At 73.2% G+C, this 26,063-nt stretch carries 20 protein-coding genes; 11 read left to right on the forward strand and 9 right to left on the reverse strand.

The window, feature by feature from the left end; translation table 11 throughout:
* Positions 1-3: 3 nt before the first annotated feature.
* The 4 genes from ACFVXJ_RS02010 to ACFVXJ_RS02025 all read right to left on the reverse strand — a co-directional run bounded on the left by ACFVXJ_RS02010 (position 4) and on the right by ACFVXJ_RS02025 (position 5,438).
* The gene (locus ACFVXJ_RS02010) at positions 4-1,038 is read right to left on the reverse strand and encodes a saccharopine dehydrogenase family protein (RefSeq protein ID WP_389657077.1); all 1,035 of its coding nucleotides are present in this window, start codon (positions 1,036-1,038) and stop codon (positions 4-6) included.
* A gap of 128 nt (positions 1,039-1,166) precedes the next feature.
* Positions 1,167-2,717: a hypothetical protein gene (locus ACFVXJ_RS02015; protein ID WP_389657080.1), complete on the reverse strand. Its 1,551-nt coding sequence runs from the start codon at positions 2,715-2,717 to the stop codon at positions 1,167-1,169.
* 126 nt (positions 2,718-2,843) lie between these two features.
* On the reverse strand, positions 2,844-4,376 hold the full coding sequence (locus tag ACFVXJ_RS02020) for an amino acid permease (RefSeq protein WP_389657083.1): 1,533 nt from the start codon (positions 4,374-4,376) through the stop codon (positions 2,844-2,846).
* An 81-nt stretch (positions 4,377-4,457) separates the two neighbouring features.
* Positions 4,458-5,438 (reverse strand): hypothetical protein, encoded by a 981-nt coding sequence (locus ACFVXJ_RS02025; protein WP_389658574.1) that lies wholly within the window; start codon positions 5,436-5,438, stop codon positions 4,458-4,460.
* Between the two features lie 409 nt (positions 5,439-5,847).
* Here ACFVXJ_RS02025 and ACFVXJ_RS02030 point away from each other — a divergent pair, with 409 nt between their 5' ends.
* The 4 genes from ACFVXJ_RS02030 to ACFVXJ_RS02045 all read left to right on the forward strand — a co-directional run bounded on the left by ACFVXJ_RS02030 (position 5,848) and on the right by ACFVXJ_RS02045 (position 11,282).
* A complete protein-coding gene (locus tag ACFVXJ_RS02030; RefSeq protein ID WP_389657086.1) occupies positions 5,848-7,284 on the forward strand; it encodes an FGGY family carbohydrate kinase in 1,437 nt (478 codons plus the stop codon).
* Complete coding sequence (locus tag ACFVXJ_RS02035; protein WP_389657089.1) at positions 7,281-8,678, forward strand: FAD-dependent oxidoreductase; 1,398 nt, start codon at positions 7,281-7,283, stop codon at positions 8,676-8,678. Before ACFVXJ_RS02030 ends, ACFVXJ_RS02035 begins: the two co-directional genes overlap by 4 nt.
* On the forward strand, positions 8,675-9,865 hold the full coding sequence (locus tag ACFVXJ_RS02040; RefSeq protein WP_389657092.1) for an NAD(P)/FAD-dependent oxidoreductase: 1,191 nt from the start codon (positions 8,675-8,677) through the stop codon (positions 9,863-9,865). Before ACFVXJ_RS02035 ends, ACFVXJ_RS02040 begins: the two co-directional genes overlap by 4 nt.
* A gap of 124 nt (positions 9,866-9,989) precedes the next feature.
* A complete protein-coding gene (locus tag ACFVXJ_RS02045; protein WP_389657095.1) occupies positions 9,990-11,282 on the forward strand; it encodes a ricin-type beta-trefoil lectin domain protein in 1,293 nt (430 codons plus the stop codon).
* Positions 11,283-11,419: 137 nt separating this feature from the next.
* Here ACFVXJ_RS02045 and ACFVXJ_RS02050 read toward each other — a convergent pair whose 3' ends face one another.
* Positions 11,420-11,824 (reverse strand): VOC family protein, encoded by a 405-nt coding sequence (locus tag ACFVXJ_RS02050; RefSeq protein WP_389657098.1) that lies wholly within the window; start codon positions 11,822-11,824, stop codon positions 11,420-11,422.
* Positions 11,825-11,993: 169 nt separating this feature from the next.
* Positions 11,994-12,656: a sortase domain-bontaining protein gene (locus ACFVXJ_RS02055; protein ID WP_389657101.1), complete on the reverse strand. Its 663-nt coding sequence runs from the start codon at positions 12,654-12,656 to the stop codon at positions 11,994-11,996.
* Positions 12,657-12,992: 336 nt separating this feature from the next.
* Here ACFVXJ_RS02055 and ACFVXJ_RS02060 point away from each other — a divergent pair, with 336 nt between their 5' ends.
* Both ACFVXJ_RS02060 and ACFVXJ_RS02065 read left to right on the forward strand, forming a co-directional pair.
* On the forward strand, positions 12,993-16,916 hold the full coding sequence (locus ACFVXJ_RS02060; protein ID WP_389657104.1) for a hypothetical protein: 3,924 nt from the start codon (positions 12,993-12,995) through the stop codon (positions 16,914-16,916).
* A 174-nt stretch (positions 16,917-17,090) separates the two neighbouring features.
* Entirely contained in the window at positions 17,091-17,447 is a 357-nt protein-coding gene (locus ACFVXJ_RS02065; RefSeq protein ID WP_361311613.1) for a hypothetical protein, read from the forward strand.
* A 7-nt stretch (positions 17,448-17,454) separates the two neighbouring features.
* On the opposite strand, the gene ACFVXJ_RS02070 is transcribed toward ACFVXJ_RS02065, so the two are convergent.
* Positions 17,455-17,658 (reverse strand): hypothetical protein, encoded by a 204-nt coding sequence (locus ACFVXJ_RS02070; protein ID WP_389657107.1) that lies wholly within the window; start codon positions 17,656-17,658, stop codon positions 17,455-17,457.
* Between the two features lie 386 nt (positions 17,659-18,044).
* On the opposite strand from ACFVXJ_RS02070, the gene ACFVXJ_RS02075 reads away from it, so the two are divergent.
* The 3 genes from ACFVXJ_RS02075 (at position 18,045) to ACFVXJ_RS02085 (ending at position 21,976) form a co-directional block, all read left to right on the forward strand.
* Positions 18,045-18,527 carry a MarR family winged helix-turn-helix transcriptional regulator gene (locus ACFVXJ_RS02075; RefSeq protein ID WP_389657110.1) on the forward strand — a complete coding sequence of 161 codons (483 nt, stop codon included), beginning with the start codon at positions 18,045-18,047 and terminating at the stop codon, positions 18,525-18,527.
* A 16-nt stretch (positions 18,528-18,543) separates the two neighbouring features.
* Positions 18,544-21,054, forward strand: a complete 2,511-nt coding sequence (locus tag ACFVXJ_RS02080) for an MFS transporter (RefSeq protein ID WP_389657112.1) — start codon at positions 18,544-18,546, stop codon at positions 21,052-21,054.
* Positions 21,055-21,154: 100 nt separating this feature from the next.
* Entirely contained in the window at positions 21,155-21,976 is an 822-nt protein-coding gene (locus ACFVXJ_RS02085) for a YceI family protein (RefSeq protein ID WP_389657115.1), read from the forward strand.
* 100 nt (positions 21,977-22,076) lie between these two features.
* On the opposite strand, the gene ACFVXJ_RS02090 is transcribed toward ACFVXJ_RS02085, so the two are convergent.
* Positions 22,077-23,966, reverse strand: coding sequence for an ATP-binding cassette domain-containing protein (locus tag ACFVXJ_RS02090; protein ID WP_389657118.1), 1,890 nt, complete (start codon positions 23,964-23,966; stop codon positions 22,077-22,079).
* Between the two features lie 412 nt (positions 23,967-24,378).
* On the reverse strand, positions 24,379-25,257 hold the full coding sequence (locus ACFVXJ_RS02095) for an AraC family transcriptional regulator (protein ID WP_389657121.1): 879 nt from the start codon (positions 25,255-25,257) through the stop codon (positions 24,379-24,381).
* Positions 25,258-25,315: 58 nt separating this feature from the next.
* On the opposite strand from ACFVXJ_RS02095, the gene ACFVXJ_RS02100 reads away from it, so the two are divergent.
* A complete protein-coding gene (locus ACFVXJ_RS02100; RefSeq protein WP_389657124.1) occupies positions 25,316-25,786 on the forward strand; it encodes a DUF2000 family protein in 471 nt (156 codons plus the stop codon).
* 69 nt (positions 25,787-25,855) lie between these two features.
* Positions 25,856-26,059, forward strand: coding sequence for a helix-turn-helix domain-containing protein (locus ACFVXJ_RS02105; protein WP_389657127.1), 204 nt, complete (start codon positions 25,856-25,858; stop codon positions 26,057-26,059).
* Positions 26,060-26,063: the final 4 nt, after the last annotated feature.

Raw genomic sequence — 26,063 nt, forward strand, 5'->3', positions numbered from 1 at the left:
CGTCTAGAAGTCCGGCAGCTCCACGGACAGTTGTCCGTCAAGGGCCCGGAGGAAGTCCGCCGCGTCGAACATCGCGCCGGCCGAGGCCAGACCCGTCGTGCGGGTGCGCCCGTCGAGGAGGCGCCGTACGGCCTCCACCGCCAGCGGCGCGGTGACCGCGTAGATGTCCCGGCCCCGGGCCGAGGCGCGGCGCTCGACGCCGCCCGCGCGGACCAGGACGTCCACCACGAACGTCTGGTCCGACCGCCCCAGGTCGTCGACCGGCCGCGGTGCCGGCGTGTCCTGCCCGGCCAGGTCCCGGGCGGCCTCCACGGTCATGTACGTGCGGACCGCGGGCACGGAAAGGTGGCTGGGGACGGTGACCACGTCCGCCATGGTGAACTCCGCGAGCACCGACCGCCGACCCAGCGGCTCCGGAAAGTGCCACTCCTGCTCCACCGGCTCGTCGTCGTGGTACCGGAGCGCGCCGTCCGCGAACCGCACCCGGCGGCCTCCGCGGCGTTCATGGGAGACCTGGCCGGCCTCCCGGGTACCCGGCGTGGGGTGCCAACTGCTCAGCCCGTACGCGACGTGCACCTCGTCCGCGGCGTGCCAGTCCCCCAGCGCGGCGGTCACCAGCAGGTCGCCCAGTCCGCCGTAGAAGGCCATCGCCGGCACCACGGGCGTGCCGGCCTTCCGGGCCGCTTCCGCGTGGTCGGCGAACATCGACGCGTTGGCCTCGATCTCCGCCGCCACGTCGACGTACGGAACGCCGGCGCGCAGGGCCGCCTCGACGACGGGGCCCGCGGTGACCGCGAACGGTCCGGCGCAGTTGACGACCGCCGCAGCGCCGGCGAGGGCCCGGTCCAACGAGGCCGGGTCGTCCACGGCGGCCGGTCGTACCACCACGTCCGGCCATTCGACGGCCAGCCGCTCCAGCCGGGCCGCGTCACGGCCGGAGACGATGGTGGCGAAACCGTGCCTGCGCAGTTCCGCGACGACGAACCGACCGGTGTGACCCGTCGCCCCGTACACCACTACCGCAGCCGTCGTACTCATGATGTCCCCGTTCTCGATGTGCTGAGGGCTCCAGTCTCGCCGGGGACCGGACGCGGCCGCGATGGTCCGGAACGACAACACCCGCACACTTTCGGACATGCCCACTGTCGCGTGGGCGCCCGGCGAGGTCAGGTGCCGCCGTTCTTGAGGCGGCGGACGAACTCGTCGGACAAGCGCTTCTGGAGCTCGGCGAGTTGCTCGGGCGTGTACCCGCCCAGGTCGACCTGGCCGGGTGGCGCCGTGCCGTTCTCCTTCGGCTTCTGTTTCTCCTGCTCCCGGCGTTGGAGCTCGGCCTCCTCCGGTGATCCGGGGGCCGCGTACGCGCACCGGATGAGCGTGCCGTCGGCGGCTTTGAGGCAGGTCGCCTCGCGCCCGCCCACCTGGCCCCGGCCCTCCACGCGGTAACGGATGTTCTGTTCGCTGCCGATGGTGGCCGTCCAGGTGCTGCCGCCGGTGGGGACGACCTCGAACACCCGGTCCTCGTTGTAGCAGCAGACGTCCCGGTACTCGGCCTTGACCAGCTCGACCAGTGCCTTCGGCGACGACCACGTGGGATCGAGCCGGTGGACGGTCAGCGGGGCGAGGCCGCCGCCCTGGTGGCGGGTGGGGACCGTCGACACCGCCACGACCGAACTGGCCTGCCCCTGCGGTGTGAGGGGGGTGACGTACGCGCTGTTGCCGCTCGCGTCGCGGTAGCGGAGGGTGAACTCCGAGTCGTTGCCCTCGTTGGCGCCGTCCTCGGAGGCGTCCCAGCCGCTGCGTTCGAACCACCAGTCGCTGAAGCCGCCGACCGCGGCCGTCGCCTCCCGCTGCCGGGCGGCGAGGCTCAGCGGATAGGACGGGCCGGGCACCCCGGTCGTGTCGGTGGTGATCGTGACCTTCCCGGTCCGCCCGTCGTAGAGCGCCACCCCGGCCGGGCGTTCGGTCACCACGAAGAGGCCGGTCTGCCGCTTGAGCGGGACGACCACGATCGGGGTGTCCCCCGAGCAGGTCACGTAGGCGTCGGACGCCTCGAAGCGCACCCCACGCTTCTGTGCCGAGATCTTCCGGCCGAGGTTGTGGGTGAACCAGCCGCCTATCCGGGCGTCGGCCCGGTCCACGTCGAACGCGCAGCGCTGCTGGTTGCGGCTGTTGCCACCGAGGGGGATCTCCTGCACCAGGCCGACCTCGTACCCGGCCAGCCAGCCGCTCCGCTCGACCAGGGTCGCGAACCGGTCCGCGTCGGGCAGGTAGGTCACGTCGGAGATCTCACCGGTGACATCGCCCAGATGCGGGGCCGCCTGCGCCTTTCCGACGAGGTAGGGGGCGCGGGGCGTCAGTTCGGGTACCGGCTCGGACACGATCCGGACGTCCTGCATGTACGCGCGGTCCTGGAGGTACGCGCCGTACACCAGCCACCAGATCCCGATGCCGAGCCCGAGGACGCCGCCTGCCCAGGCGAGGGCCACCACCGCGACTCCCCCGCCCCCGTCGCGCCGCTTCCCGCGCCCCGCCTTCCCGCGCAGCAGCCTCACCGCCGACCACAGCGCCCCGGCGGCGACCGCGACCAGCAGCGGGGCGGCCAACCAGGCGAGGAGCTTGCGGAGTTCCCAGACCACGATCGTCGTGTAGTACGAGCCGTACCAGAGCGCGAGCCCCGCCAGCAGTATCCCCGTGCCCCACCGCAGTGCCCGGCCCATCAGCGCCCCCCGACGTCGTTTCCCCGATTGTCCACGCCGCGCCGGCACATGTCAGCAGTCCCCGGGAACGTGTGCGCCCGCCCGGCGGGCCGGGCGGGCAGGGGCAGGTCGGCGACGGGGGGGGGATCAGACGATGCCTTCGGCGATCTCCGCCTGCTCGCGGGCGTTCCCGTAGGCCGCCGGGGTCCCGTAGGAGCGTCGGGCGACGGACCACCACACGCTGGCGAGGATCAGGACGACCGCCAGTGCGTACACCGCGTAGTTCATGGAGTCGATGGTGACCGGCGACTTCTGCGGCAGGCAGAACAGGACGGTGACGACCGCGACCCAGACGACGGCCGTCCAGCCGATCGGCCTGCTCCAGCGCCCCAGGCTCCACGGGCCGGGCTGGAACCGCTTGCCGGCGCGCAGCCGCAGGTAGATCGGGATCGCGTAGGCGGGCGTGATGCCGATGACGTTGATGGCGGTCACGGCGCCGTAGGCGGTGGCGGACCAGAGCGACGGCAGCGCGAGCACCCCGGCGACGACGACCGACAGCCAGACGGCGGGGACCGGCGTCTGGGTACGGCCGCTTACCTTGCGCCACAGGGCGGAGCCGGGCAGGGCGTTGTCGCGGCTGAACGCGAAGACCATCCGGCTCGCGGCTGCCACCTCGGCGTTGCCGCAGAAGAGTTGCGCGACGATGACGACGAGGAGCAGGGCGCTCGCGCCCCCGGAGCCGAGGGCGTCGAGGAAGATCTGGGCGGGCGGGACGCCGGTGGTGCTGTCCTGGACGGCCGCGTAGTCCTGAATGGCGAAGGTGAGGCCGGCGAGGAGGGCGAATCCGGCGATCCAGGAGACCCAGATGGACCGGACGATGCCCCTGGCGGCGGCGACGGACGCGTTCGACGTCTCCTCCGAGAGGTGCGCGGAGGCGTCGTAGCCGGAGAAGGTGTACTGGGCGAGCAGCAGACCGATCGCTGCCACGTACAGCGGGTTGGTCCAGCCGGTGTCGTTGACGAACTCGGTGAAGACGAACGAGGGCGACTGGTGGTGGTCGGGGACGATGGCGAGGGCGCCGACGATCAGGGCGACGCCGCCCAGGTGCCACCAGACGCTGACGGAGTTGAGCACGCTGACGAGCCGGACGCCGAAGAGGTTGAGCGCGGCGTGCAGCAGCAGGATGCACAGGAAGATCAGGAAGGTCGATCCGGCGGTGGGCACGAAGCCGAACTGGAGGTTGAGGAAGGCTCCGGTGAACAGGGCGGCGCCGTAGTCGATCCCGGCGATCGCGCCGAGCAGGCCGAGCAGGTTCAGCCAGCCCGTGTACCAGCCCCAGCGGCGTCCGCCGAGCCGGTCGGCCATGTAGTAGAGCGCCCCCGAGGTGGGGTAGGCGCTGGTCACCTCGGCCAGGGCGAGACCCACGCACAGCACGAAGAGGCCGACGCCGGCCCAGCCCCAGAGCATGACGGCCGGACCGCCGGTGCCGAGCCCGAAGCCGTAGAGGGTCATGCAGCCGGAGAGGACGGATATGACGGAGAAGCTGATGGCGAAGTTGCCGAAGCCGCCCATCCGACGGGCCAGCACGGGCTGGTAGCCGAGTTCTCTGAGCCGTTCCTCCTCGTCCTGCGGGCTTGGGGCGTTGCGGCCCTGGTTGGCTGCCCATGCGGTTCGGGACATGGTGGTACCTCCGGGTGGGTGGTGGGGCACGGGGACGGTGAGCGGGGGGTGAAGGGGGGTGGGCGGGGCGGGGGGGAGCAGTCAGTCCCGGCCGGCCAGGCTGCGGGACCTGGCCTGCAGGAACACCTCCTCGGCCAGTTCCTGATCGGCCGGGGAGCGGGTCCGGTAGGCCCAGGGCAACGGGGTCCAGTAGGGGCCGATCGCGTCGAAGACGCGGGTCGCCTCCTCGAACCGGAGGGCTCCCCACAGGGCGTGGGCGAGGTGGTTCAGATCGAGCGGGGAGGCGTGCCGGGGCTCGACGTGGTCGAACCAGCGGTCCAGGGCGTGGCCGGCGTCGCGGACGGATTCCTCGGCGACCCAATGCAGGTCGAGGGCCCGCTCCTGGCCGCGTTCGCGCCGGTAGCGCTCGACGCGCACGTAGAGCGGCAGGACGTGGGCGGCGGACCCGGGCGGCGCGGAACCGGCGGCCCAGTGCACGAAGTTGGTGGCCTCGGCGAGCGGTCCGGGGTTTCCCGCGTACACGAACTGGAGCATCCGGTGGTACGCCTCGCGGTTGTGCGGGTCGCGCTTGTCGGCCTCGGCGAGGAGGCCCCAGGGGCCGGTGGGGAGCATCGGGCCGGGCGGCGCGAGCCGGTGCTCGTCCATCCGGCGCTGTTCGTCGAGGGGCGCGAGGGCGAGCAGGCAGACCCACGGCACGGGGTCGGCAGGGCTGAGGCCGGCGGTGTCCCGGCAGGCGCTCCAGGCTTCCTGCCACAGTTCGTGGGTGCGGGGGTGCCCGGCGCGGTGGGCGCGAACGGCCCGTTCGACGGTGACGCGGGTGTGCATCACGGTCGCGGCGACGTTGTGCGGTTCCTCGGTGCGCCAGGCCTGGACCACGTCGGATCCGGCGGCGACCGCGGCGAGGACCTGGGTGCGCTGGGTCCACAGCCCCCAGCCGTCGGTCCGTTCCAGCAGGCGCGCCATCGACACCCAGCGGCCGGTGCGCAGGTCCTGCACGGCGACGCGCAGCTCGTTGTCGTGGCCGGCGGGGTGGTAGACGGGCCGGAAGTCGCCGGCCGCCATCATCTCGTCCCGGTCGACGGGCGGCCCGGGCGGGCGCGTCCTGCGATGGTCGTGGTCATCAGTCCTCGGATCGCGTAGAGAGTGGGTCCGTCCGGCGCCGGCGCCCGGCTGCGGCGCCACGACCGTGCCGTGCCGTGGATCGCGAGGGCCGGATGCAAGTGCGCTCCCCGCCCCCGGCGTTGACCCGCGGTCGGCGTCCTTCCCGTTGATCGGCGATCACTATAGGGCGACCGGACGGTTACGCATCCAGATTCTTGTTCGAACGCAACTAACCGGCCATGAGCTACCGATGACTTCGCGTCAGCGCCGGCGCCGACCCCGGGTGGATCTTGACGAGCGCCGTCCGCTGATGGAGGCTTCCGAGCGACGATCCGACGATCAAGACGCCGACACCAGGGACGGAGTGGTGATGACGGGCCCGGTGCTCGCGGTCGATCAGGGCACCTCGGGAACCAAGGCCCTCGTCGTCTGTCCGGTCCGCGGGGTCATCGGCTCGGGGTCCGCGGACGTACGCCCCCGGTACCTGCCGGGCGGCCGGGTGGAGGTCGACCCCCGCGCGCTGCTGGACTCGGTCGTCGACGCCGGACGGGCGGCGTTGGCGGCGGCCGGTGAGCCGGTCGTCGCCGTGGGCCTGGCCAACCAGGGCGAGACCGTTCTCGCCTGGGACCCGGCGAGCGGTGAACCGCTGACCGACGCGATCGTCTGGCAGGACCGGCGCGCCGCACCGCTCTGCACCGAACTGGCCGCGCACGAGACGTGGTTGCGGGAGACGACCGGCCTGCCGCTGGACCCCTATTTCGCCGCGCCCAAGATGGCCTGGATACGCCGCCACCTCACCCGGGACGGCGTCGTCACGACCAGCGACGCGTGGCTGACCCACCGCCTCACCGGGGCATTCGTGACCGACGCGGCGACAGCGGGCCGCACCCAGTTGCTCGACCTCGACACCGTGGACTGGTCGCCCGCGGCGCTCGACGCCTTCGGCCTCGCCGACGAGCGGCTGCCCGAGATCGTCGACGCCGACACCCGGGTCGGTACCACCACCGCCTTCGGGCCCGCGCTGCCGCTGACCGGGCTGCTCGTCGACCAACAGGCGGCCCTGCTCGCCCAGCGCGCCACCGAGCCCGGCACCGCCAAGTGCACCTACGGCACCGGGGCGTTCCTGCTGGCGCAGACCGGCCCGCTCCCCCGCCGCAGCGCCTCGGGGCTGGTCGGCTGTGTCGCGTGGCGGCTCGCCGGTCGCACCAGTTACTGCCTGGACGGGCAGGTGTACACCGCCGCCTCCGCCGTCCGCTGGCTGACCGATCTCGGCGTGATCTCCGGTGCCGAGGACATCGACGTCGTGGGCGGCGGCGTCCCGGACGCGGGCGGCGTCACCTTCGTCCCGGCGCTCGCCGGGCTCGCCGCCCCCTGGTGGCGGGGCGATCTGCGGGGCTCGGTCACCGGTCTCGGCCTCGACACGACGGCCGGGCACCTGGTGCGCGCCCTGTGCGACGGCATCGCCGCGCAGGTGGCGGAGCTCGCGGACGCGGTCGCCGGTGATCTGGGGGCGCCGCTCACCACGCTGCGCGTCGACGGCGGTCTGACCCGGTCCGCGCTGCTCATGCAGGCCCAGGCGGACCTGCTCGGGATCCCCGTCGAGGTGTCGGCGCTGCCGGACGCCACCGCGCTCGGCGTCGGCGCGGTGGCCCGGCTGGGGCTCGATCGGACGCTCACCGTCCGGGAGGCCGTCCCGGAGTGGAAGCCGTTCGCCGTCTACGAACCGAGGGCCGGCGCCGGGGAGGCCGCGGAGCGCCGCGCCCGTTTCCGTACGGCGGTGGCGGCCCTGCTCGACGGCCCGGCATGAGCGTCACCAGGGGCGGAGCGCTACCCGGCGGGGCGTACGACGTGACGGTGATCGGCGCCGGGGTGGTCGGTTCGGCCATCGCCCGCGAACTGGCCCGGCTGCCCCTGCGGATCGCCTTGGTGGAGGCGGCCGATGACGTCGGCGACGGCACCTCGAAAGCCAACACCGCCATCCTGCACACCGGTTTCGACGCGGTGCCCGGCTCCCTGGAATCCCGGCTCGTCCGCGAGGGACAGCGGCGACTCACCGCGTACGCCGCCGACAGCGGCATCCCGGTGGAGCCGCTCGGGGCGCTCCTCGTGGCATGGGACGAGGAACAGCTGGCGGCGCTGCCGGGCCTCGCCGACAAGGCCGTGCGCAACGGCTACCGCTCGGCCCGGATCATCCCGGCAGATGAGGTACGGGCCCGCGAACCGGAGCTCGGTCCAGGGGTGTTGGGGGCGCTCGACGTGCCGGGGGAATCCGTCGTCTGTCCCTGGACGACCACGCTCGCCTACGCCACCCAGGCCGTGCGCGCGGGCACCGACCTTCACCTCAACTGCCGTGTCACCTCGGTGACTCCGGGCGATCCCCACCTCCTGGGCACCAGCCGGGGCCCGCTGCGCACCCGCCATCTGGTCAACGCCGCGGGCCTGTACGCCGACGCGGTCGACCGGCTCCTCGGCCACGCGGACTTCACCGTGACGCCCCGGCGCGGCCAGTTGATCGTCTTCGACGAACTCGCGCGCCCTCTGGTGCGGCACATCCTGCTGCCGGTGCCCGGCGCGCTCGGCAAGGGGGTCCTGGTGACGCCCACGGTGTACGGGAACGTGCTGCTCGGGCCGACCGCCGAGGACCTGGACGACAAGACGGCCACCGGATCGACCGCCGAAGGGCTCGCGCTGCTGCGGGAGAAAGGTCGACGCATCCTGCCGGCGCTCCTGGACGAGGAGGTCACCGCCGTGTACGCCGGGCTGCGCGCCGCCACCGGAGGCGAGGACTACGCCATCCGCGCCCGTCCGGCGCAGCGGTACGTCACCGTGGGCGGCATCCGTTCGACGGGCCTGACCGCCTCCATGGCCATCGCCGCCCACGTGGTGGAGTTGCTGGCGGACGGCGGCCTGCCGGTGAAGGGCGCGCGGGAGCCGCAGCCGGTGCGGATGCCGAACCTGGGCGAGGCGTTCCCCCGGCCGTACCGGGACGCGGAGCTGATCGCGGCGGACCCGGAGTACGGCAGGATCGTCTGCCACTGCGAGCGGGTGACGCGCGGGGAGATCCGGGACGCGCTGGCGTCCACCGTCCCGCCCGGCTCGCCGGACGGTCTGCGGCGGCGCACACGGGCGCGGGCCGGCCGCTGCCAGGGCTTCCACTGTGGCGCCGCCGTCCGCGCGCTGTTCGAGGCGGGCCGCCGATGAACCGTACGGTCGACGTCCTGGTGGTCGGGGCCGGGCCCGCCGGGCTGGCCCTCGCGGCCCGCCTCGCGGGTGCGGGCGCGGGGCGGGTCGAGGTCCTGGAACGCGAGCAGGACGGCGGAGGCGTACCGCGCCACTGCCACCACGGCGGGTTCGGTCGGCCACCCCGGCCCTGGCTGCGGGGGCCGGCGTACGCGCGGCAGGCGGTGGACGCGGCGGTCGGGGCCGGGGCCTCGATCCGTACGGGCGTCACCGCCACCGGCTGGGCCGGCCCCGTGTCCTTGGACACCACGAGCCCCGCCGGCCTGGAGCGGATCACGGCCCGGGCCGTCGTCCTCGCCACGGGCGCCCGGGAGCGCCCGCGCAGCGCCCGCCTGGTGCCGGGCTCCCGTCCGGCGGGGGTGCTGACCACCGGGGAGTTGCAGCAGTCCCTGCACCTGTACGGGCAGTCGGTCGGCCGACGGGCGGTGGTGGCGGGCGCCGAGCCGGTGGCCCGGCACGCGGTACGCGCGCTGCGTCGGGCGGGCGTGGAGGTGGTGGCGATGGTCACCGAGCAGCCGCGCGGCACGGCGGTGCCCGGCGTTCCGCTGCTCACGGCGACGACGGTGGCCGAACTCCACGGCCGGGGCCGCCTGTCCGGCGTGTCCGTACGCCACACGGACGGCCGGTCGGGCCTTCTCGCCTGCGACACGGTGGTGTTCACCGGCGACTGGATTCCCGACCACGAACTGGCCCGGCGCGGCGGCGTCGCCCTGGACCCCGGCACTCGCGGCCCCCGCGTGGACGCCTCGTTCCGTACCTCGACGCCGGGTGTCTTCGCGGTGGGCAACGCCCTGCACGGCGTCGAGAGCGCGGCCACCGCCGCCGCGGAGGGTGCCGCCGCGGCGACGGCGGTGCTGGCCCGTCTGTCGGGTGCGCGGTGGCCGGAGTGCGGCCCGCCGCTGGTGGTGCGGGCACCCCTGGTCTGGGTGACGCCGAACCGGGTCACCGGTCTCGCGGAGCGGCCGCTGCTGCTGCGGTCCGGGGCACCTATGGCTTTTCCGGTGGTGACGGTAGGTCAGGACGGTCGGCTGTTGTGGCGCCGGCGGTTCCCGGGCCCGGTGTCCCCGTCGCGGTCGCTGCGGCTGCCATCGCGGTGGACGGCCCGGGTCGACCGGGCGGGCGGTCCGGTGACGATAGGACTGGGCTGACGGCCTATCATTTGTTCGATTCTCGCCGCCCGTTCCGTCGCAGAGGGACGGGCGGTGATTCGGGACGAGAGGCAACGAACACTTGCGATTGACGAGAAAGCACCGGATATCCATCCTCGCGGCGATGGCGGCCACCGCCGCGGTCGCGGGAAGCCTCCAGCTCACCTCCAGCGCGTTCGGCACCGAGACCGCCGAGGACGCCACGCCGGAGGCCGTCGGCTCCCCGGCGGCGCTGCCGGCCGTGGCGGACGTCGACTCCCACGCCGAGGACTCCGCCGTTTACAGCGGCGACGGAACGACCTTCAAGGGCGGTGTCATGTCGCTCGGCGCACCGGCGTCCCGCTCCGCGTCGAAGTCGTCCGTGGCCGCCGCGCCCACGCCTCCCCAGGGCGACGGGTGGAAGCTGAGCAGCGCCACCAAGTGGCTGTCGACCGGCTACACCATCAAGTTCTACGACCAGAAGTCCGCGGACTGGTTGGCCCCGTACGTGCGGGCGACCGCCGCCGACCTGAGTCGCATCACCAACCTGCCCGTCACCGTCGACACCAAGCCGGTCGGCTGGGACTACGCCCGCCCCCGGGGCGAAGTCGTCATCGGGGTCGCCCACCGCCCGTGCCTGCCCCCGGACGGCGACAGCATGGGGAGCACGGGCTGGAAGGTGGTCCGTGACGGCTCCGGCATGGCGAACCTCAGCTGCGGCTTCACCAGTTCGTCCCTGCCCGAGACGGCCACCAGCGGACACGCGTACATCGACGACGAGTTCTTCACGCCGGCCGGCAAGCCCACCGCCGCGATGGGCGAGACGTACATGCGCAACCACATCAGCCACGAGATCGGCCACACGCTGGGCCTGACGCACGCCAACCGCAGCATGAACAAGAGCGACTGCGTCAAGGGCACCGACTCCGGCGAGTTCCCGGTCATGTGCTCGCCCGCGTACGCCTACCAGGACAAGCGCGCCGGCACCTACGTCCAGCAGTTCGACGTCCAGGGCCTGCGCCTCCTCGCCTCCGGAGGCGGCGCCGTGCTGCCGCCGCAGGGCAAGGTGACCGGCATCGGCTCCAAGTGCCTGGACGTCAAGGGCGGCAAGGCGGCCAACGGCACGCAGATCCAGCTCTACACCTGCAACGGTTCCGTGGCGCAGTCGTGGATCCTCGGCAAGGACGGAACGCTGCGCGCGCTGGGCAAGTGCCTGGACGACGCGCACAACGCGAGCACCAACGGCAACAAGATCAGCCTCTACGACTGCAACGGCACCGCGGCGCAGCGCTGGTCCGTCAACGCCAAGGGACAGATCGTCCACGTGGCCTCGGGCAAGGTCCTCGACGTGACGGGCGGCTCCACCGCCAACGGGACCGCCGTCCAGCTCTACTCGGCGAACACGAACAAGCGCCAGGTCTGGGTCACGCCGAAGTAGCCCGCCGGCGCGGCGGACGGGTACGGGACGGAGGCCGCCCCGCCTGCCCGTCGTACCCCGGCCCGTCCCGCGGCCCCTCCCGGACCCCCGGCTGCGGCCGGGGGTCCGGGGGTACCGAGGTGGGTCCCCTCCTCAGGTCAGCCGGCACTCGCCGGGACCCGGGGGCGCTGGCGCAGCGCGATCCGGTTGCCGTCCGGGTCCACCGCCTCGATGCGGACTCCGAAGGGATAGTCCTCGGGCTCGGCCTGCTCGAAGGTCACACCACGGTCGCGAAGCGTCTCGAAGTCCTTGTGCAGGTCGTCCGATTCGAGGAACACCGGACCGACCGTCGTATCCGCCCGCATGTCGGCCGGCTGTCCCGCGGCGGCCTGCGGCCACAGGAGGATCTCCACGGGGCCGCCGGGTACGCCGACGGTGAGGAAGCGTCCGTCGGGGCCCGTGTGGTCGACGCGCTTCTCCAGGCCGAGCTGCTCCGTGTAGAAGCGCAGCGCGCGGTCCTGGTCGGCCACCTGGAGCGTCACGTACATGATATTCGTCAGCATCGTGTGGTCCTGTCCGTCCGTCGGTTCGGTCGACCCCCGCGCCGAGGCGCCGGATGCGTCGCTCCGGGTGGGGGCCGTGCCGCTTCATCACTCCCCTGACGGACCGCGCCGGGAGGATGTGACACACGGACGGGCAGAACCGTTCGGGACCTGGCTCCGGCCTGACGGTTCAGGACCCGGTCTCGGCCAGGACACCGATCTTGTCGAGGCGGTGTTCGGGGTTGTCCTGCGCGTCGCGCCAGTGGTTGCCCGCCGCGTCGTCCTCCGGCGTGAGACAGGTGGACAAGGTGATCATGGCGCTGGAAGGGGTCGTCCCTCTGGAGCCGGGAACCGGGGCGCGCTGTTCCGCCATGGAGGACGACGACCGGAAGGATGTCGTCCGGGTGGAGGTGATGACGTACCGGTACGTCACGCCGCCCGCCGTGACGAAGACGGAGGAGCCGTCGGACAGCGACGGCAGGGCGCTCATCGGTCCGCCCGCGACGCTGCGGTGCGCGGTGACGATGTAGTTGCCCACGTCGCCGGGGCCGACGCCGCCGCCCGGGCCGTACGGGCTCGCGGCCACCCCCTGGTCCTGGATCCGGGTGCCCGGCGCGTCGTCGGGACTTCCCTCGTACGGGACGACGGGCAGCCCGGAGAGGCCGATGTCCGGTATCGACAGGGTGGCGCCGCGGATGTCGGCGACGGCCGCGGCGGGCGCCGACCCGGTTGCGGGCCGATCGGTTCCGGCCCCTGCCGCGAGGGCGCCGGGAGCCGTCAACAGGACGGCGAGGGAGACGCCGGCGAGCGCCGACGGCAGGCTGCGCGAAGAGCGGAAGAGACGTGGAGACATGGCGGTGTCCAAGGTCTGCCGGGGTCGTTCGGTCCAGCCGGCCGGTCTGCCCCTCCAGCCTGACACAGGGCAAGAGGCGCGGCAGCGCGACGCCGAGGCGCCTCCACCGGGGCCCACCGGCAGGGACCCGCCGGTAGGGGCGGGACGGGTGGGCATGCCGAGACGGCGGTGAGTGGCCGGAACGCGCCGGTGGGGCGGCGTAGAAACCGACCGGATCGGGGTGTTCCGGCCCTGGGGTCGGCCGGGCGGAGCAAGGGTGGTCCACCGCATCGCCGCCGTAACGGACCGGACCCCGGAGGCCCCATGGACCCCACCCCGTTTCTTCCTCAACCTCCCGTGTCACGGGAGGAGTTCGCGTCCGAGCTGACCCGACTGCGGGAGAAGGCCGACCTCACCGTCCGAGCCGTCGCCGCGCGCGTCGACGCACCGGGCGCCCACAGCACCATCGGCGGCTGGTTCGCCGGCCAGAACCTGCCGTCGATCGGTTCCCTGCCCCTGTTCCGCCGGGTCCTGCACGTCTGCGGGGTCACCGACCCGGTCGAGGTCGAACGCCGGCTGGAACGGCTCGCGGAACTGAGACGCTCAAGGGTCCTGCGCGTCGCGGGAGGCACCTCGCCCTATCGGGGGCTCGCGGGCTTCGAGGAGCGGCACGCCGACTGGTTCTTCGGGCGGGACCGCCTGCGTGCGGCCGTCGTGGACCGGATCCTCACGCAGGGCGCGGACGTCCCCCGACTGCTGGTCGGCGCCTCCGGGTCCGGCAAGTCCTCCCTCCTGCGGGCGGGGGTGCTTCCCGTACTCCGGGGCGAACACGGCTTCACCCCGGTCCTGTTGACACCGGGCCGCGACCCGATGGGCGCGTTGGGGTCCGCTCTGTCCGCCCTGTCCGCGCGCTGGGAGACGGAGCAGGGCGCGCGGTGGGCGGAGGTGGCGCGGAACCCGCTGGAACTGGCCGACCGCTTACGGGCGTTGGTCGCGCGGGAGGCCGTACGCGTGGTGATCGCCGTCGACCAGCTGGAGGAGGTGTTCACCGCGTGCGAGGAGCCGGCCGAACGGGAACTGTTCCTGCGCTGCCTGGCCGCCCTGCCCTCCCCCGACGTGCGTGTCGTGGGATGTCTGCGCGCCGACTTCTACGGCCAGGCCCTGGCCCAACACCCCCTCGCGACCGCCTTGCAGAACGGCCAGACCGTCATCGGGGCGCTCAGCGAGGACGAGATCCGCGCCGTCGTCGGCGGCCCGGCCGCCAAGGCCGGTCTGGTCCTGGACGCGGGGTTCATCGACGTACTCCTCGCCGACCTGCGGGACTGCGGCCCCGGGGCGCTGCCGCTCCTGTCGCACGCCTTGCTGTCGACCTGGGAGCGCGGACGCGGCGCCGCCCTGACGATCGCCGACTACCGGGCGGGCGGCGGGATGTCCGCCGCCGTCGCCGGGACCGCGGAGGAGGTCTACGCGGGACTGTCGGAGTCCGAGTGCGTGCTGGCGCGGCAGTTGTTCCTGCGGATGGTCGCGGTCGGGGACGGTGTGCCCGACACGCGCAGGCTGCTGCCGTTGCCACCGCCCACCGGCCGGCCCGATCGGGCCGGGCAGGCGTACGGAGTGCTGGAGCGCTTCGTGGACCGGCGGCTGGTCACGCTGGACGGCGACGGAGCCAGGATCACCCACGAGGCGCTGCTCACCGCCTGGCCACGGCTGCGCGGCTGGATCGACGCCGACCGGGCCGGGCAGCTCGTGTGGCAGGACCTGACGCGTGACGCGGACCGCTGGCTCGCGCACGCCCGTGATCCCTCGCTGCTCTACCGGGGCACCCGCCTCGCCGTGGCCTCCGGTTGGGCCCGGGACAGCGGACGCGCCGCGGAACCGGACGCTCGGGAGAGCGAGTTCCTCGACGCGAGCCGCGAGGCGGAGGAGATCCGCGTCACACGCGAGCGGCGCGGGGCCCGGCGGCTGCGCCGGCTCCTCGTGCTGCTGTCGGTGCTCGTCGTCGTGTCCGGCACGCTCACCGGCGTCGCCGTGGTCCAGCGCCGGGACGCGCAGAGACAGCAGGCCGTCGCCCTGTCCCGGCTGGTGGCGGCCCGCGCCGAACGGTTGCGGGGCAGCGACCTCGCCCTCGCCTCGCAGCTCGCACTGGTGGCGTACCGTACGGCGCCCACCGCCGAGGCCCGGGCGGCACTGATGGACGCCTCGGCGCTGCCGGCCGTGACCCGAATCCTCGCGTTCCGCGGCGTCGTACAGGCGGTGGCCCTCAGCCCGGACGGGCACACGCTCGCCGCGGGCGGCCTGGACCACCAGGTCGCGCTGTGGGACCTGCGCGATCCGGAACGGCCCAAGCCGTTGGGGGCGGCGCCGATCACGTTCGCCGACACCGTGTACGCGTTGGCCTTCAGCCCGGACGGCCGCCGGCTCGCCGCCGGGTCCGGGGACGGCACCGTACGGGTGTGGGAGCCGTCGGGCCCGCTTCCGGCGGCGAATCCGGCCCGGGTGTTCAAGGGGCCCGACTCGGCCGTGTACGGAGTGGCCTTCGCACCGGACGGCAAGGCGCTGGCCGCGGCGGGTGGCGACGGCGGCGTCTACGTGTGGCCGGACTCGGCGGCTCCCGCAGCCTCGGCAGGCTCCGGCCCGACCGGCCCGACCGGCGAAGCCGCCACGCCCACTCCCGCCACCCCTGCCACCCCTGCCACCCCCGCCGCCCAGCGGCTCACCGGTTTCACCGGGCCGGTGCACGCCCTCGCGTTCCGTCCGGGAAGCGGCAAGCCCCTGCTGGCGGCGGGCGGAGCGGACGGCTCCGTACGCCTGTGGGACCTCGCCGATCCCGGCCGGCCGCTGCCGTACGGGCAACCGCCGACAGGAGCGGCGGCCGGCCCGGTGTTCGGCCTGGCCTTCACGCCCGACGGCGCACGGCTCGTCGCCGGGAGCCAGGACCGGTCCACGCGGATCTGGACCGTCCCGGCACCCGGCTCCGACGCGGAACCACCCACCGTGATCGGCGGGGCCCCGGCCGTTGCCGACGGCCCGACCAGCTATGTCAACGCGGTCGCCGCCGGCCCTGACGGGCAGTGGCTGGCGACCGGCAGCGCGGACAACCAGGTGCGCCTCTACGACGCGCGGACGCACGCCCTCGCCGGGGTGTTCCCGCACCCGGGCCCGGTCACCTCGCTCGCGTTCCATCCCGCCGGCCGGCAACTGGTGACCGGCTCCGCCGACGGGACCGTACGCCTGTGGCAGCTCCCTCCCCGACCGCTGCGCGGCTTCCAGGGCACGGTCAACGCGATCGGGTTCGCGCCGAACGGGAAGCTGCTGGCCGTCGCGGGGCGCGACGTACAGCTCTGGGACGTCTCCGACCCCTGGGCCCCGCGCCCCGTCGGGCCGCCGCTGACGAACCCCACGGGGTACTCCGCGACGGTCGCGTTCACCCCGGACGGGCGGACCCTCGCCGTCGGCGGCCGGGAAGGCAAGCTGTGGCTGTGGGACGTCTCCGGCCCCGACCGAGCCGTGCCCTACGGCGAACCGCTGACGGGCGGCGCCGGAACCATTCAGTCCGCGGCGTTCGACCGGACCGGCCGGACGCTGGCCGTGGGCAGCGAGGGGCGGACCGTGCGCCTGTGGGACACGGCCGACCCGGCGCACCCGCGGCTCTCCGCCGAACTGTCGGAGCCCACCAACTACGTCTATTCGGTGGCGTTCAGCCCCGACGGGCGGCGGCTCGCCGCCGGCACCGTCGACAAGCAGGTGCTGCTGTGGCGGCTGCCTCCGGGCGGCGGGCGACCGGCGCTGGAGTCCACCCTGCGCGGGCCGGGCAGCTACGTGATGTCCGTCGTCTTCAGCCCCGACAGCCGGACCTTGGCCGCCGGCACGGCGGACCGCGACGTGTGGCTCTGGGACGTGAGCGGGGACCGACCGCGCACCGTCGGGCCGACGCTGACGGGGCCGAGCAGTTACGTGTACGCCCTGTCGTTCAGCCCCGAGGGCAGGACGCTCGCCGCGGCGAGCACGGACGGGACGGTGTGGCTGTGGGACACCGGCGACATCCGGCGCCCCCGGCTCGGCACCGTGCTGAACGGGCTCGGCGGCAAGGCGTACGCCGTCGCGTACAGCCCGGACGGGCGCTCCTTGGCGGCGGGCGGTGCGGGACCGGTGGCCCTGCTCTGGACGCGGGACGAGGAGGAGATCGCCCGGCGCCTTTGCGCGCGGGCCGGGACGGCCGTCACCGCGCAGGAGTGGGCCCAGCTCGTTCCCGGTCTGCCGTACGCGCCGCCGTGCCGGTGAGCGGGCGAGGCCCGGTGCCGCCCTGTACGGAGTTGTACGGAGCGCCGTACGGGCCTGGTCGACCTGCGGCTTTCTCCTTCCCCCGGCCGCCGTCGGGCCGGCTTTCTGGTGGAGCGCCGCCGGGTCCGCCGGGGCGCCGCACCACCACCGTGAGTCTTCCGAGGGAGAACGACGATGCGCATCACGACCACCACTCTGCGGTCCCGGGCCGGACTGGCCGCCGCCGCGGCAGCCGTAGCGCTGACCGGTCTGCTCGCCGGCGCCGGCGGCGCCGACGCGGCCGGCAGCTACATCTCGTCGAACAGCGGCGGGGCGAACGAGCGCACCTGCGCCAACACCGGGTGCGGTTCGCTCGGCTACCTGTCCAACGGGACGGGCGTCACGATGCTGTGCTGGACGGACAGCCAGTGGGTGTACCCGCCGAGCTCCAACTACGCCTCCAACCGGTGGTTCCGCGTCTCCAGCCCCGTCGGGACCGGCTACGTCCACTCCTCGCTGGTGGCCGGCCAGACCAGCGTCGGACACTGCTGACGGGCCGCTACCGGTCCGTCGAAGGGTTCTGCGCCGTCTCCAGGGCCTGGGCGGCGATGGTGATCGCCTCTTGATCGCGCCCCGCCGCCTTCGCCGCCCGGGCCTGGCTCAGCGAGACCTGGAGCAGCCCCTTGGTGTGCTCCGGCAGCGAGCGGGACGCCACGGCGTCTGCCAGTTTCCGGATGGTGTCCGCGGCCAGATCGTCGGGCATCGCGCGGCCTCTCGTGCTGGTGGGTCGATCAGGGCTTGCGACGGTGCCACGCCACAGCGGGCGGAACAAGGGGGCGGGCGGCCGAACCACTCTCATGCGTGACCCGGGGTGATCTCTCCGGTCCAGAGCGAGCCCGCCGCAGGGTGACCTGCGGCGGGCTTTCGCACGTCGTCCGCCGGCCGGAAGGGCTTGGCGCGTTCGTACGGCGCTTCGACCTTCGGGCATGTCTTCCAGCCACCGGGCCCGGTCCGCGCACGCCCTCAGCTGCGGCTTTACATGTGCCGGCGCTTGCCTTTGCGAAGGTTTTAGCACTCAAGGGCCGATCCAGTTTGCGTGGAGCAACCAACTACTTCTACGGTTGCCTAGAGCAACGAAATGGAGGCGTGGTGGCCGAGCGGACGCAGTACGAGGAGCTGGCGCGCGAACTCAGCGCCATCGGTGCCGTCAAGCGGGACCTGGCGCGGATCCTGCCGCACGACTGTCCCGCCGGTTCCGCCGCGGTCCTGACACTGCTCGACCGGCACGGCGCCATGCGGATGAGCAAGCTCGCCGAGCTGCTCTCCGTCGACACCTCCGTCACCAGCCGGCACGTCACGCACGTCGCCGACCGCGGCTGGATCGAACGGTCCCCGGACCCGGGCGACCGGCGCTCGCGCATTTTGCGCCTGACCCCGTCGGGGCAGGAGCGGCTCGACGAACTCTCCCGGCGCACGTCGCGGCTCCTCGCCGAGCGGCTGGGCGACTGGTCCGACGACGACGTCGGCGGGCTGATCCGGCTCATGACGCGGCTGCGCACGAGCTTCGGCGACTGCCGCTCGACCGGGCGGCTACCGCACCCGAACGAACCGACCACCCGTACACCCGCATAAGAACGTAAGGAAGCCCATGGCAACGACCACACCAGCCGGTGTGCGGGCCTCTCACGCCAAGCACGGAGCCGGCGGCGGCCACGAGCACGCACCGATGACGCACCGGCAGATCATGGAGGCGCTCTCCGGGCTGCTGCTCGGCATGTTCGTCGCGATCCTGTCGTCGACGATCGTCTCCAACGCCCTCCCCCACATCATCGGCGACCTCGGCGGCGGCCAGTCCGCCTACACCTGGGTCGTTACGGCCGCCCTGCTGTCCATGACGGCGGCCACTCCCCTGTGGGGCAAGCTCTCCGACCTGTACAGCAAGAAGGCGCTCGTCCAGATAGCGCTGGTGATCTACGTGCTGGGGTCGGCGGTCGCCGGGATGTCGCAGAACGCGGGCATGCTGATCGCCTGCCGCGTGGTCCAGGGCATCGGCGTCGGCGGCCTGTCCGCGCTCGCCCAGATCGTGATGGCCGCGATGATCTCCCCGCGCGAGCGCGGCCGTTACAGCGGCTACCTCGGCGCGACCTTTGCGGTCGCCACCGTCGGGGGCCCGCTGCTCGGCGGCGTGATCACCGATACCGACTGGCTGGGCTGGCGCTGGTGCTTCTACGTCGGCGTCCCGTTCGCGATCATCGCCCTGATCGTGCTCCAGAAGACCCTCCACCTGCCCGTCGTCAAGCGCGAGGTCAAGGTCGACTGGGGCGGCGCGTTCTTCATCTCGGCCGCCGTCTCGCTGCTGCTGCTGTGGGTCACCTTCGCCGGCGACAAGTACGACTGGCTGTCGTGGCAGACGTACGCGATGGTCGGGGGTTCGCTCGTGCTGGGTGCCCTGTTCGTCCTCGTCGAGTCCAAGGCGAGCGAACCGATCATCCCGCTGCGCCTGTTCCGCAACCGCACCATCGCGCTGTCCTCGATCGCGTCGCTCTTCGTCGGTGTCGCGATGTTCACCGGCACCGTGTTCTTCAGCCAGTACTTCCAGCTCGCCCGCGACAAGTCCCCGACCATGTCGGGTGTCATGACGATCCCGATGATCGCCGGTCTGTTCGTCTCCTCCACCGTCTCGGGGCAGGTCATCACCAAGACCGGCCGATGGAAGGCGTGGCTGCTGTGCGGTGGCGTGCTGGTGACGGCGGGCCTCGGTCTGCTCGGCACGATCCGCTACGACACGACGTACTGGCACATCGCGATCTTCATGGCGCTGCTGGGCCTCGGCATCGGCATGATGATGCAGAACCTGGTGCTGTGCACGCAGAACCAGGTCGCGCCGTCCGACCTCGGATCGGCCAGCTCCACGGTGACCTTCTTCCGCTCCCTCGGCGGCGCCATCGGTGTCTCGGCGCTCGGCGCGATCATGGCCAACCGGATCACCCACTACGCCAAGGACGGGCTCGCCACCCTCGACCCGAAGTACGCGGCCGCCGCGGCCCAGCAGAGCTCCGGGAGCAGCATCCCGGACATGAACAGCCTGCCCGGCCCGCTGCGCACGGTGATGGAGAGCGCGTACGGCCACGGCATCGCCGACGTGTTCCTGATCGCCGCGCCGCTGGCACTGATCGCCTTCCTGGTGACGCTGTTCATCAAGGAGGTCCCGCTGCGGACCTCGGGCGGCATGGCGCAGGCGGCCCAGGCCGCGGAGGCACAGGGCGCCCCGGACGTCCCGGCCCAGCGGGCCGGCGCGGGCGGGGAGGCGAAGGCCGAGGCCGACGGTCCGGTCCCGGCGAGCGCCCCCGAACAGGCCGTCGACACGGCGGCCGGCGCAGCGGCCGGTGCCCCGCGCGACGGTGTTCCCGTACGGGGCCACGTGCGCGGCGTCGAGCACATGCCCGTGCCGCGGGCCGCGGTGACGCTGATCTCGCTCGCGGGACGTCAGCTCGGCCGGTCGGTGGCGCAGGCCGACGGCTCGTACGCGGTCGACGCGCCGGGCAGCGGCTCGTACGTGCTGATCGCGGCCGCCGACGGCTTCCAGCCGCTGGCCTCGACGATCGTCGTCAACGGTGAGCCGGTCTCCTACGACATCCTGCTGAGCGGGACGAGCGGTCTGGGCGGCGTCGTACGGACCGCCGAGACCGGGGCACCGGTCGAGGGCGCCATGGTCATCGTGACCGATGTGCGCGGGGACGTACTGGCCACCGGGACCACCGACGGTCAGGGCGGGTTCACCTTCGCCGAACTGGTGCCGGGCCCGGTGACCGTCGCGGTGAACGCCCCCGGACGCCGTCCGAAGGCCCTGCACGTGGAGGTCGGCGGAGCGGGCGTCACCCGGGTGGAGGTCGAGCTGAGCTCGGGCGCCCAGGTGCAGGGCGTCGTGCGGGCGCCGGGCGGTCCGCTCGGTGACGCGCGGGTCACCCTGGTCGACGCCGCGGGCAACGTGGTCGCCACCGCGCGGACCGGCGCGGACGGCGCGTACGCCTTCACCGACCTGGACGGCGGCGAGTACACCGTCATCGCGACGGGCTATCCGCCGGTGGCCACGGCGCTGACCGTGACCGGTCGCGGCGTCGACGCCCACGACATCGAACTCGCCCACCCCGGCGAGTAGACGGGCGCCGGTCCGTGGGGCGCGCCCCGTCGTCGGGGCGCGCCCCACGGGCCGGTTCTCTTTCGGCTGACTCGACATGCTTTCGCAGGGAGAAAACGGGATGGGACTCACCGCACGGATCCGCACGCGGGACGGATGGGCCGTGTCGCACGCGGTCGTCACGGTGACGGACATGACGGGCACACAGGTCGTGCGCGCCCAAGCCGACGGCGAGGGCGCCGTGCGCGACACGACCGCGCTGGCGCCGGGCGCGTACACGGTCATAGTCACGGCGGTCGGGTACGCGCCCACCGCGTCGAGCACGATCGTCACGGCGAGCGGGCGCGCGGAGGTCGGCAGTGTGGTCCTCGCCCGGCAGGGGGGCGCCGAGTTGCCGCCGCCCGGGCCGTGGACGATCGACCCGGCGCACTCGTCGGTGGCCGCCGTCGCCCAGCACCTGGGGATCTCCAGCGTGCACGGCCGCTTCACCGACTTCGCCGGACGGATCGTGGTCGATCCGCACGACGTGTCCGCGTCGCGGGTGGAGGCGTTGATCGAGGCCGCCTCCATCGACACCGGCAACGGCCTGCGCGACGGGCACCTCAAGTCGCCGGACTTCCTGGACGTGGCGGCGTACCCGACGATCGGCTACCGCTCGACGGGTCTGACCCCGGCCGGCCCGGACCGCTGGACGGTCCACGGTGACCTGACGCTGCGCGGCGTCGTACGCCCCGTCGACCTGGACCTGGCCTACCTGGGCACCGGCGCCGACCCCTGGGGCGGCACCCGCGCCGCGTTCCGCGCCACCGCCGAACTGCACCGCGAGGACTTCGCGATGAACTACAACCAGGTCGTCCAGGCGGGCATCGCCGCCATCGGCGCGACGCTGCGGGTGGAGCTGGACATCCAGGCGGTACAGGGCGACTCCCTGCCCCAGGCGTAACGCGCGCCGGGCCGCCGGCAGGCCGCGGGGCCGCCGAGCTCCGGCCCCCGGCGGCCGTACGAAGGCGCCGCCGGGGGCCGGTCCGGGGGGCGGGGCCGGGTCAGCGGTCCATGGAGAGCCGTACGAGTTCGGCGAAGGCACCTCCCTCCGCCGCGGCCAGTTGGTCGTAGGTGCCCTGCTCGACGATCCGGCCACCGTCCAGGACGACGACACGGTCCGCGAGGCGGCAGTTCTCCATGCGGTGCGTCACGATCACCGTGATCCGGTCGTCCTTCATGTCCCGCAGGCCGGAGAAGACCATGTGCTCGCCGCGCGGGTCCATCGCGGAGGTCGGTTCGTCCATCACGAGGAGCGCCGGGCGACGGTGGAAGGCCCGGCCGCAGGCGAGGCGCTGCCATTGGCCCCCGGACGGCTCGTGGCCGCCCCAGAGCGAACGGGCCAGCAGGGTGTCCAGACCGTCGGGGAACTCCTCGACAGCCCGTTTCATGCCGACGGCTTCCAGTGCCTCCCAGACGGCGGCCTCGCCCCGCTCGTCGGGCCGGCCGAGGGTGATGTTCTCCCGGGCCGAGAAGGGCCATTGCCCGTAGGACTGCGTGACGAGACCGACGTGGTTCCAGGCGGAACGCTGGTCGGCCTCGGAGGTCGGCACTCCGTCCCAGGCCACCGTGCCGGCCGTCGGGGTCGTCAGCGCGGTGAGGAGACGGATGAAGGTGGACTTGCCGGCGCCGTTCTCACCGACGAGGGCGATGACCTCGCCCCGGTGCAGGGTGAGGTCGACGGGACCGAGCGCGGGGCTGTCCTTGCCGGGGTACGTGTACGTGGCGGCCTCCAGTCGGATCTTCTCGGGGGCGGTCATGGCGTGCGGCCCGCGGGGTCCGGACCGCTCGGCCGCCTGGGCGACGAAGGTGGCGTAGTCCCCGAGGTAGAGGGCGTGCTGGAACATCGCCGCCCCGTACACCACGAGCGACGAGAGGGCCGCGGTGGAGGTCCGCATCGCGACGATGGCGGTGCCCGCGGCACCGATGGCCATGAATCCGCCGAGGACGAGCGCCCCCAGGGACATCCAGGTCAGGACGATGAACACGCCGGACGCGAGGGCTGCGACGAGGTAGACGGCCAGGTAGCGCGGTGCGGAGTCGACCATCTTGGCGTCGATGCGCGCGCAGACGGCGGCGTACCAGTGGTGGGCGTAGGGCCTCATGTTGTTGCCGCGCAGTTCATCGGCGAGCTTGGGGGTCGTGAGGTGCCAGCGCATCATGTGGCGGATGCTGCGGGAGGCGATCGTCTGGTTGTGGAGGGTGTGGTCGAGGCGGGCCGCGTAGACGGACCCCAGCCCCCGGGGGATCACGGACAGCAGGAGGAGCGGCAGCAGCACGGGGTGTACCACGGACAGGACGGACGCCACGGCGACCATGTCGATCAAGCCGCCGGTGAAGCCGAGCGCGTCTTGGAGCAGCATCGAGGAGCGCACGGATCCGGTCTCGGCGGCCTCGGAGCGCTCGGTGAAGTCCGGGGCGTCGTAAGCGGCGAGTTCGACGTCCATGTGGGCGTCGACCATGGCCAGGTCGGCCACGGTCGACATGCCGGGGGTCAGGCGGCGGGCGGCGCTGCCCGCGGCGATGGAGGCCAGAGCTCCGAGCGCGGTCATGGTCGCGGCGGTGATCAGCGGCCATGCGGCGGCCGAGACGCGCTGCTCGGCGGTGCCGTCGGCGAGGAGCGGGCCCATGGCCCGGGAGACCGCGGCGAGGGCGGCAGCGGTGCAGCTGCCCCTGAGGACCTGGGCCGCGACGAGCCAGACGAACGCAGTGGGGTTCACCGCCCAAGCGAGCTCGGCGGTCCGGGCGAGGGCGGAGGGTACGCGCCGGGCCATGTGCCCGAGCGAGAGCTGCTCCATGGTCTCGTTGTGTCGGCCCCAGGTGAAGGTGAACTCGGGTGGGGAGGGCGGGGCGGGGGCGGCCGCTTTCGGCTTCTCGGTCTGCTGCTGGGACATGGCGCTGCTCCTTCAACTCGGCTCTGGGCAAGGCAAGTTGCGCCGCTCGGCTGCACGAACGGGAGGGCTGATCACGGGGTCCGGGGAACTGGAGTGAGTGAGTACACAGCAGCCGTGGGGCCGGAGCAGCGGGATCTGGCCGTCCTGCCGTCGCCGCCGCGGGCCGGCCGCCGACTGCTCGTACCGGGCCCCTGTCGGGGTCCCCGCCACAGCACGGCGGCAAGGTTGGCCGGAACCGGCCGGTGAGAGGCCCCCCGGGCGGAAACACCCTTGCGGGCGGACGAACCCGGCTGCTTTCCGAGGCGGAAGCGGCTGTGCCCGGGTCCGGCGTTGGCGACCCGGCGACGACGATCCCGTCGGCCGGCGACATGGCCGTGCGCGCGCCCGACGACCCGGAGATGACCCTGATGAACTACAGCGCGCCCGCCGGCTCGGACGCCGCGACGGCCCTTGCGGCCCTGGCCGGGCTCAGCACAGGGCGTGGGTCTTCGAGGCGGGCGTACCGGGCGGGTGTGGTACCCACGATCCGCTTGAAGTGCCGGGTGAGGTGCGACTGGTCGTAGAAGCCGGCGCCGGTCGCCACGTCGGCCGGCGGTTGCCCGGCAAGCAGCAGTCGGCGGGCCAGGTCGACGCGGCGGGAGGTCACGTACTGGTGCGGTGCGATGCCGAACGCGCCGCTGAACGCGCGGACGAGGTGCGTCGGGTGGGCGTGCAGGAGACGCGCGGCCTCCTCCAGGGTGAGGGGTTCGAGGAGCCGTTCGTCGAGGAGTTCGCGCAGGGTCCGCGCCACACGGTGGTCCGGTCGGGTGCCGCGCCCGACCGCTTGGTCGACGCGCCCGGGGCGCAGGCGCGCGCGCAGGCGTTCGCTTACGAGGGCCAGGCGGCTCTCCGCCTCGAACGCGTCGCCCGGGTGGACGAGGGCCGTGTGCAGTTGCCCGACACGGGTGCGCAGGAGGGGGTCGGCAAGGTCCGGGCCGTCCACCGCGGGGCCGATGAGGCTCGCGTCGAGGTGGGTCATGTCGAGGTAGAGCACGCGTTTGCGGAAGCCGTCGGTGGTGGCGGGTGAGCCGTTGTGCGCGACCTGGGGCGGGAGGAGGCTGACGGTGTCGCCGGGGGTGGCGCGCTCGTGGCGGTCCAGGTCGTAGCGGACCGCGCCGTCATCGACGATGAGCAGCGTCCAGGCGTCGTGGACGTGCATGGGGTAGGTGTGCTCGGTGAAGTGCGCGTGGAGGACCTCCACGACACCCGCCACCGGCGGGCGCCAGGCCGAGGTCTCCCGCCGGGGCGTCATGCAAGGAACGTACAAGACCCGGGCGCAGGGCGCGGCGCAGTCTCGAAGCATGAGAATCATGAACGAGACCGACGCCGGTACCCGGACCGGAGCCGATGTGGACGGTGCGCCGGCGCCCGTCCGCTTCGACACCAAGATCGCCGTGGTGCTGCGGGACGACCTCGAAACCTGGCAGCGGCTCAACGTGACCGCGTTCCTGGTCAGCGGGCTCGGCGCGGTCGCCCCCGAGGTGATCGGCGAGCCGTACGCGGACGCCGACGGAACCGCCTACCTGCCGATGTTCCGCCAGCCCGTACTGGTCTTCCAGGCGACGAAGGAACACCTGACCGTCGCCCACGGCCGCGCCGTGAGCCGGGCGCTGCCGACCGCCGTGTTCACCTCGGACCTGTTCGGGACGGGCAACGACCGTGACAACCGGGCGGCCGTGCGGGCCGTGGGCGCCGCCCGGCTGGACCTGGTGGGGATGGCCGTGTACGGGCCGAGGAACGCCGTGGACAAGGTGCTCAAGGGCGCGCGGATGCACCCCTGATCCGGCGGCGCCGGGGAAGACTGTCAGGCTGGGTTGACACGGCGGGAGCGTCAACCCAGACTGACAGGCATGGAAACGGGAGATCTGACGGAACGTCTCAGGTCGCACGACCCCGCCGTGGGGCTGCGGGCGGTGGGCGCCCTGCACCGGCTTGCCGAGCAGGTGGAAGCGGCGGCGGTGGCGCGGGCCCGGCAGCAGGGATGGTCATGGGAGCAGATCGGGGACGCCCTCGGCGTGTCCCGACAGTCCGCACACGCCAAACACGGGAAGTGAGACG

This window comes from Streptomyces sp. NPDC058279, from assembly GCF_042881255.1.
Lineage (GTDB): Bacteria > Actinomycetota > Actinomycetes > Streptomycetales > Streptomycetaceae > Streptomyces.

Excerpts from the sequence above, each read along its gene's own strand:
- ACFVXJ_RS02045 (WP_389657095.1), top strand. The coding sequence starts at position 9,990 with ATGGCGGCCACCGCCGCGGTCGCGGGAAGCCTCCAGCTCACCTCCAGC.
- ACFVXJ_RS02070 (WP_389657107.1), bottom strand. The coding sequence starts at position 17,658 with ATGCCCGACGATCTGGCCGCGGACACCATCCGGAAACTGGCAGACGCC.
- ACFVXJ_RS02065 (WP_361311613.1), top strand. The coding sequence starts at position 17,091 with ATGCGCATCACGACCACCACTCTGCGGTCCCGGGCCGGACTGGCCGCC.
- ACFVXJ_RS02035 (WP_389657089.1), top strand. The coding sequence starts at position 7,281 with ATGAGCGTCACCAGGGGCGGAGCGCTACCCGGCGGGGCGTACGACGTG.
- ACFVXJ_RS02105 (WP_389657127.1), top strand. The coding sequence starts at position 25,856 with ATGGAAACGGGAGATCTGACGGAACGTCTCAGGTCGCACGACCCCGCC.
- ACFVXJ_RS02025 (WP_389658574.1), bottom strand. The coding sequence starts at position 5,438 with ATGGCGGCCGGCGACTTCCGGCCCGTCTACCACCCCGCCGGCCACGAC.
- ACFVXJ_RS02095 (WP_389657121.1), bottom strand. The coding sequence starts at position 25,257 with ATGACGCCCCGGCGGGAGACCTCGGCCTGGCGCCCGCCGGTGGCGGGT.
- ACFVXJ_RS02040 (WP_389657092.1), top strand. The coding sequence starts at position 8,675 with ATGAACCGTACGGTCGACGTCCTGGTGGTCGGGGCCGGGCCCGCCGGG.
- ACFVXJ_RS02085 (WP_389657115.1), top strand. The coding sequence starts at position 21,155 with ATGGGACTCACCGCACGGATCCGCACGCGGGACGGATGGGCCGTGTCG.
- ACFVXJ_RS02050 (WP_389657098.1), bottom strand. The coding sequence starts at position 11,824 with ATGCTGACGAATATCATGTACGTGACGCTCCAGGTGGCCGACCAGGAC.
- ACFVXJ_RS02055 (WP_389657101.1), bottom strand. The coding sequence starts at position 12,656 with ATGTCTCCACGTCTCTTCCGCTCTTCGCGCAGCCTGCCGTCGGCGCTC.
- ACFVXJ_RS02080 (WP_389657112.1), top strand. The coding sequence starts at position 18,544 with ATGGCAACGACCACACCAGCCGGTGTGCGGGCCTCTCACGCCAAGCAC.
- ACFVXJ_RS02010 (WP_389657077.1), bottom strand. The coding sequence starts at position 1,038 with ATGAGTACGACGGCTGCGGTAGTGGTGTACGGGGCGACGGGTCACACC.
- ACFVXJ_RS02015 (WP_389657080.1), bottom strand. The coding sequence starts at position 2,717 with ATGGGCCGGGCACTGCGGTGGGGCACGGGGATACTGCTGGCGGGGCTC.
- ACFVXJ_RS02020 (WP_389657083.1), bottom strand. The coding sequence starts at position 4,376 with ATGTCCCGAACCGCATGGGCAGCCAACCAGGGCCGCAACGCCCCAAGC.
- ACFVXJ_RS02100 (WP_389657124.1), top strand. The coding sequence starts at position 25,316 with ATGAACGAGACCGACGCCGGTACCCGGACCGGAGCCGATGTGGACGGT.
- ACFVXJ_RS02030 (WP_389657086.1), top strand. The coding sequence starts at position 5,848 with ATGACGGGCCCGGTGCTCGCGGTCGATCAGGGCACCTCGGGAACCAAG.
- ACFVXJ_RS02090 (WP_389657118.1), bottom strand. The coding sequence starts at position 23,966 with ATGTCCCAGCAGCAGACCGAGAAGCCGAAAGCGGCCGCCCCCGCCCCG.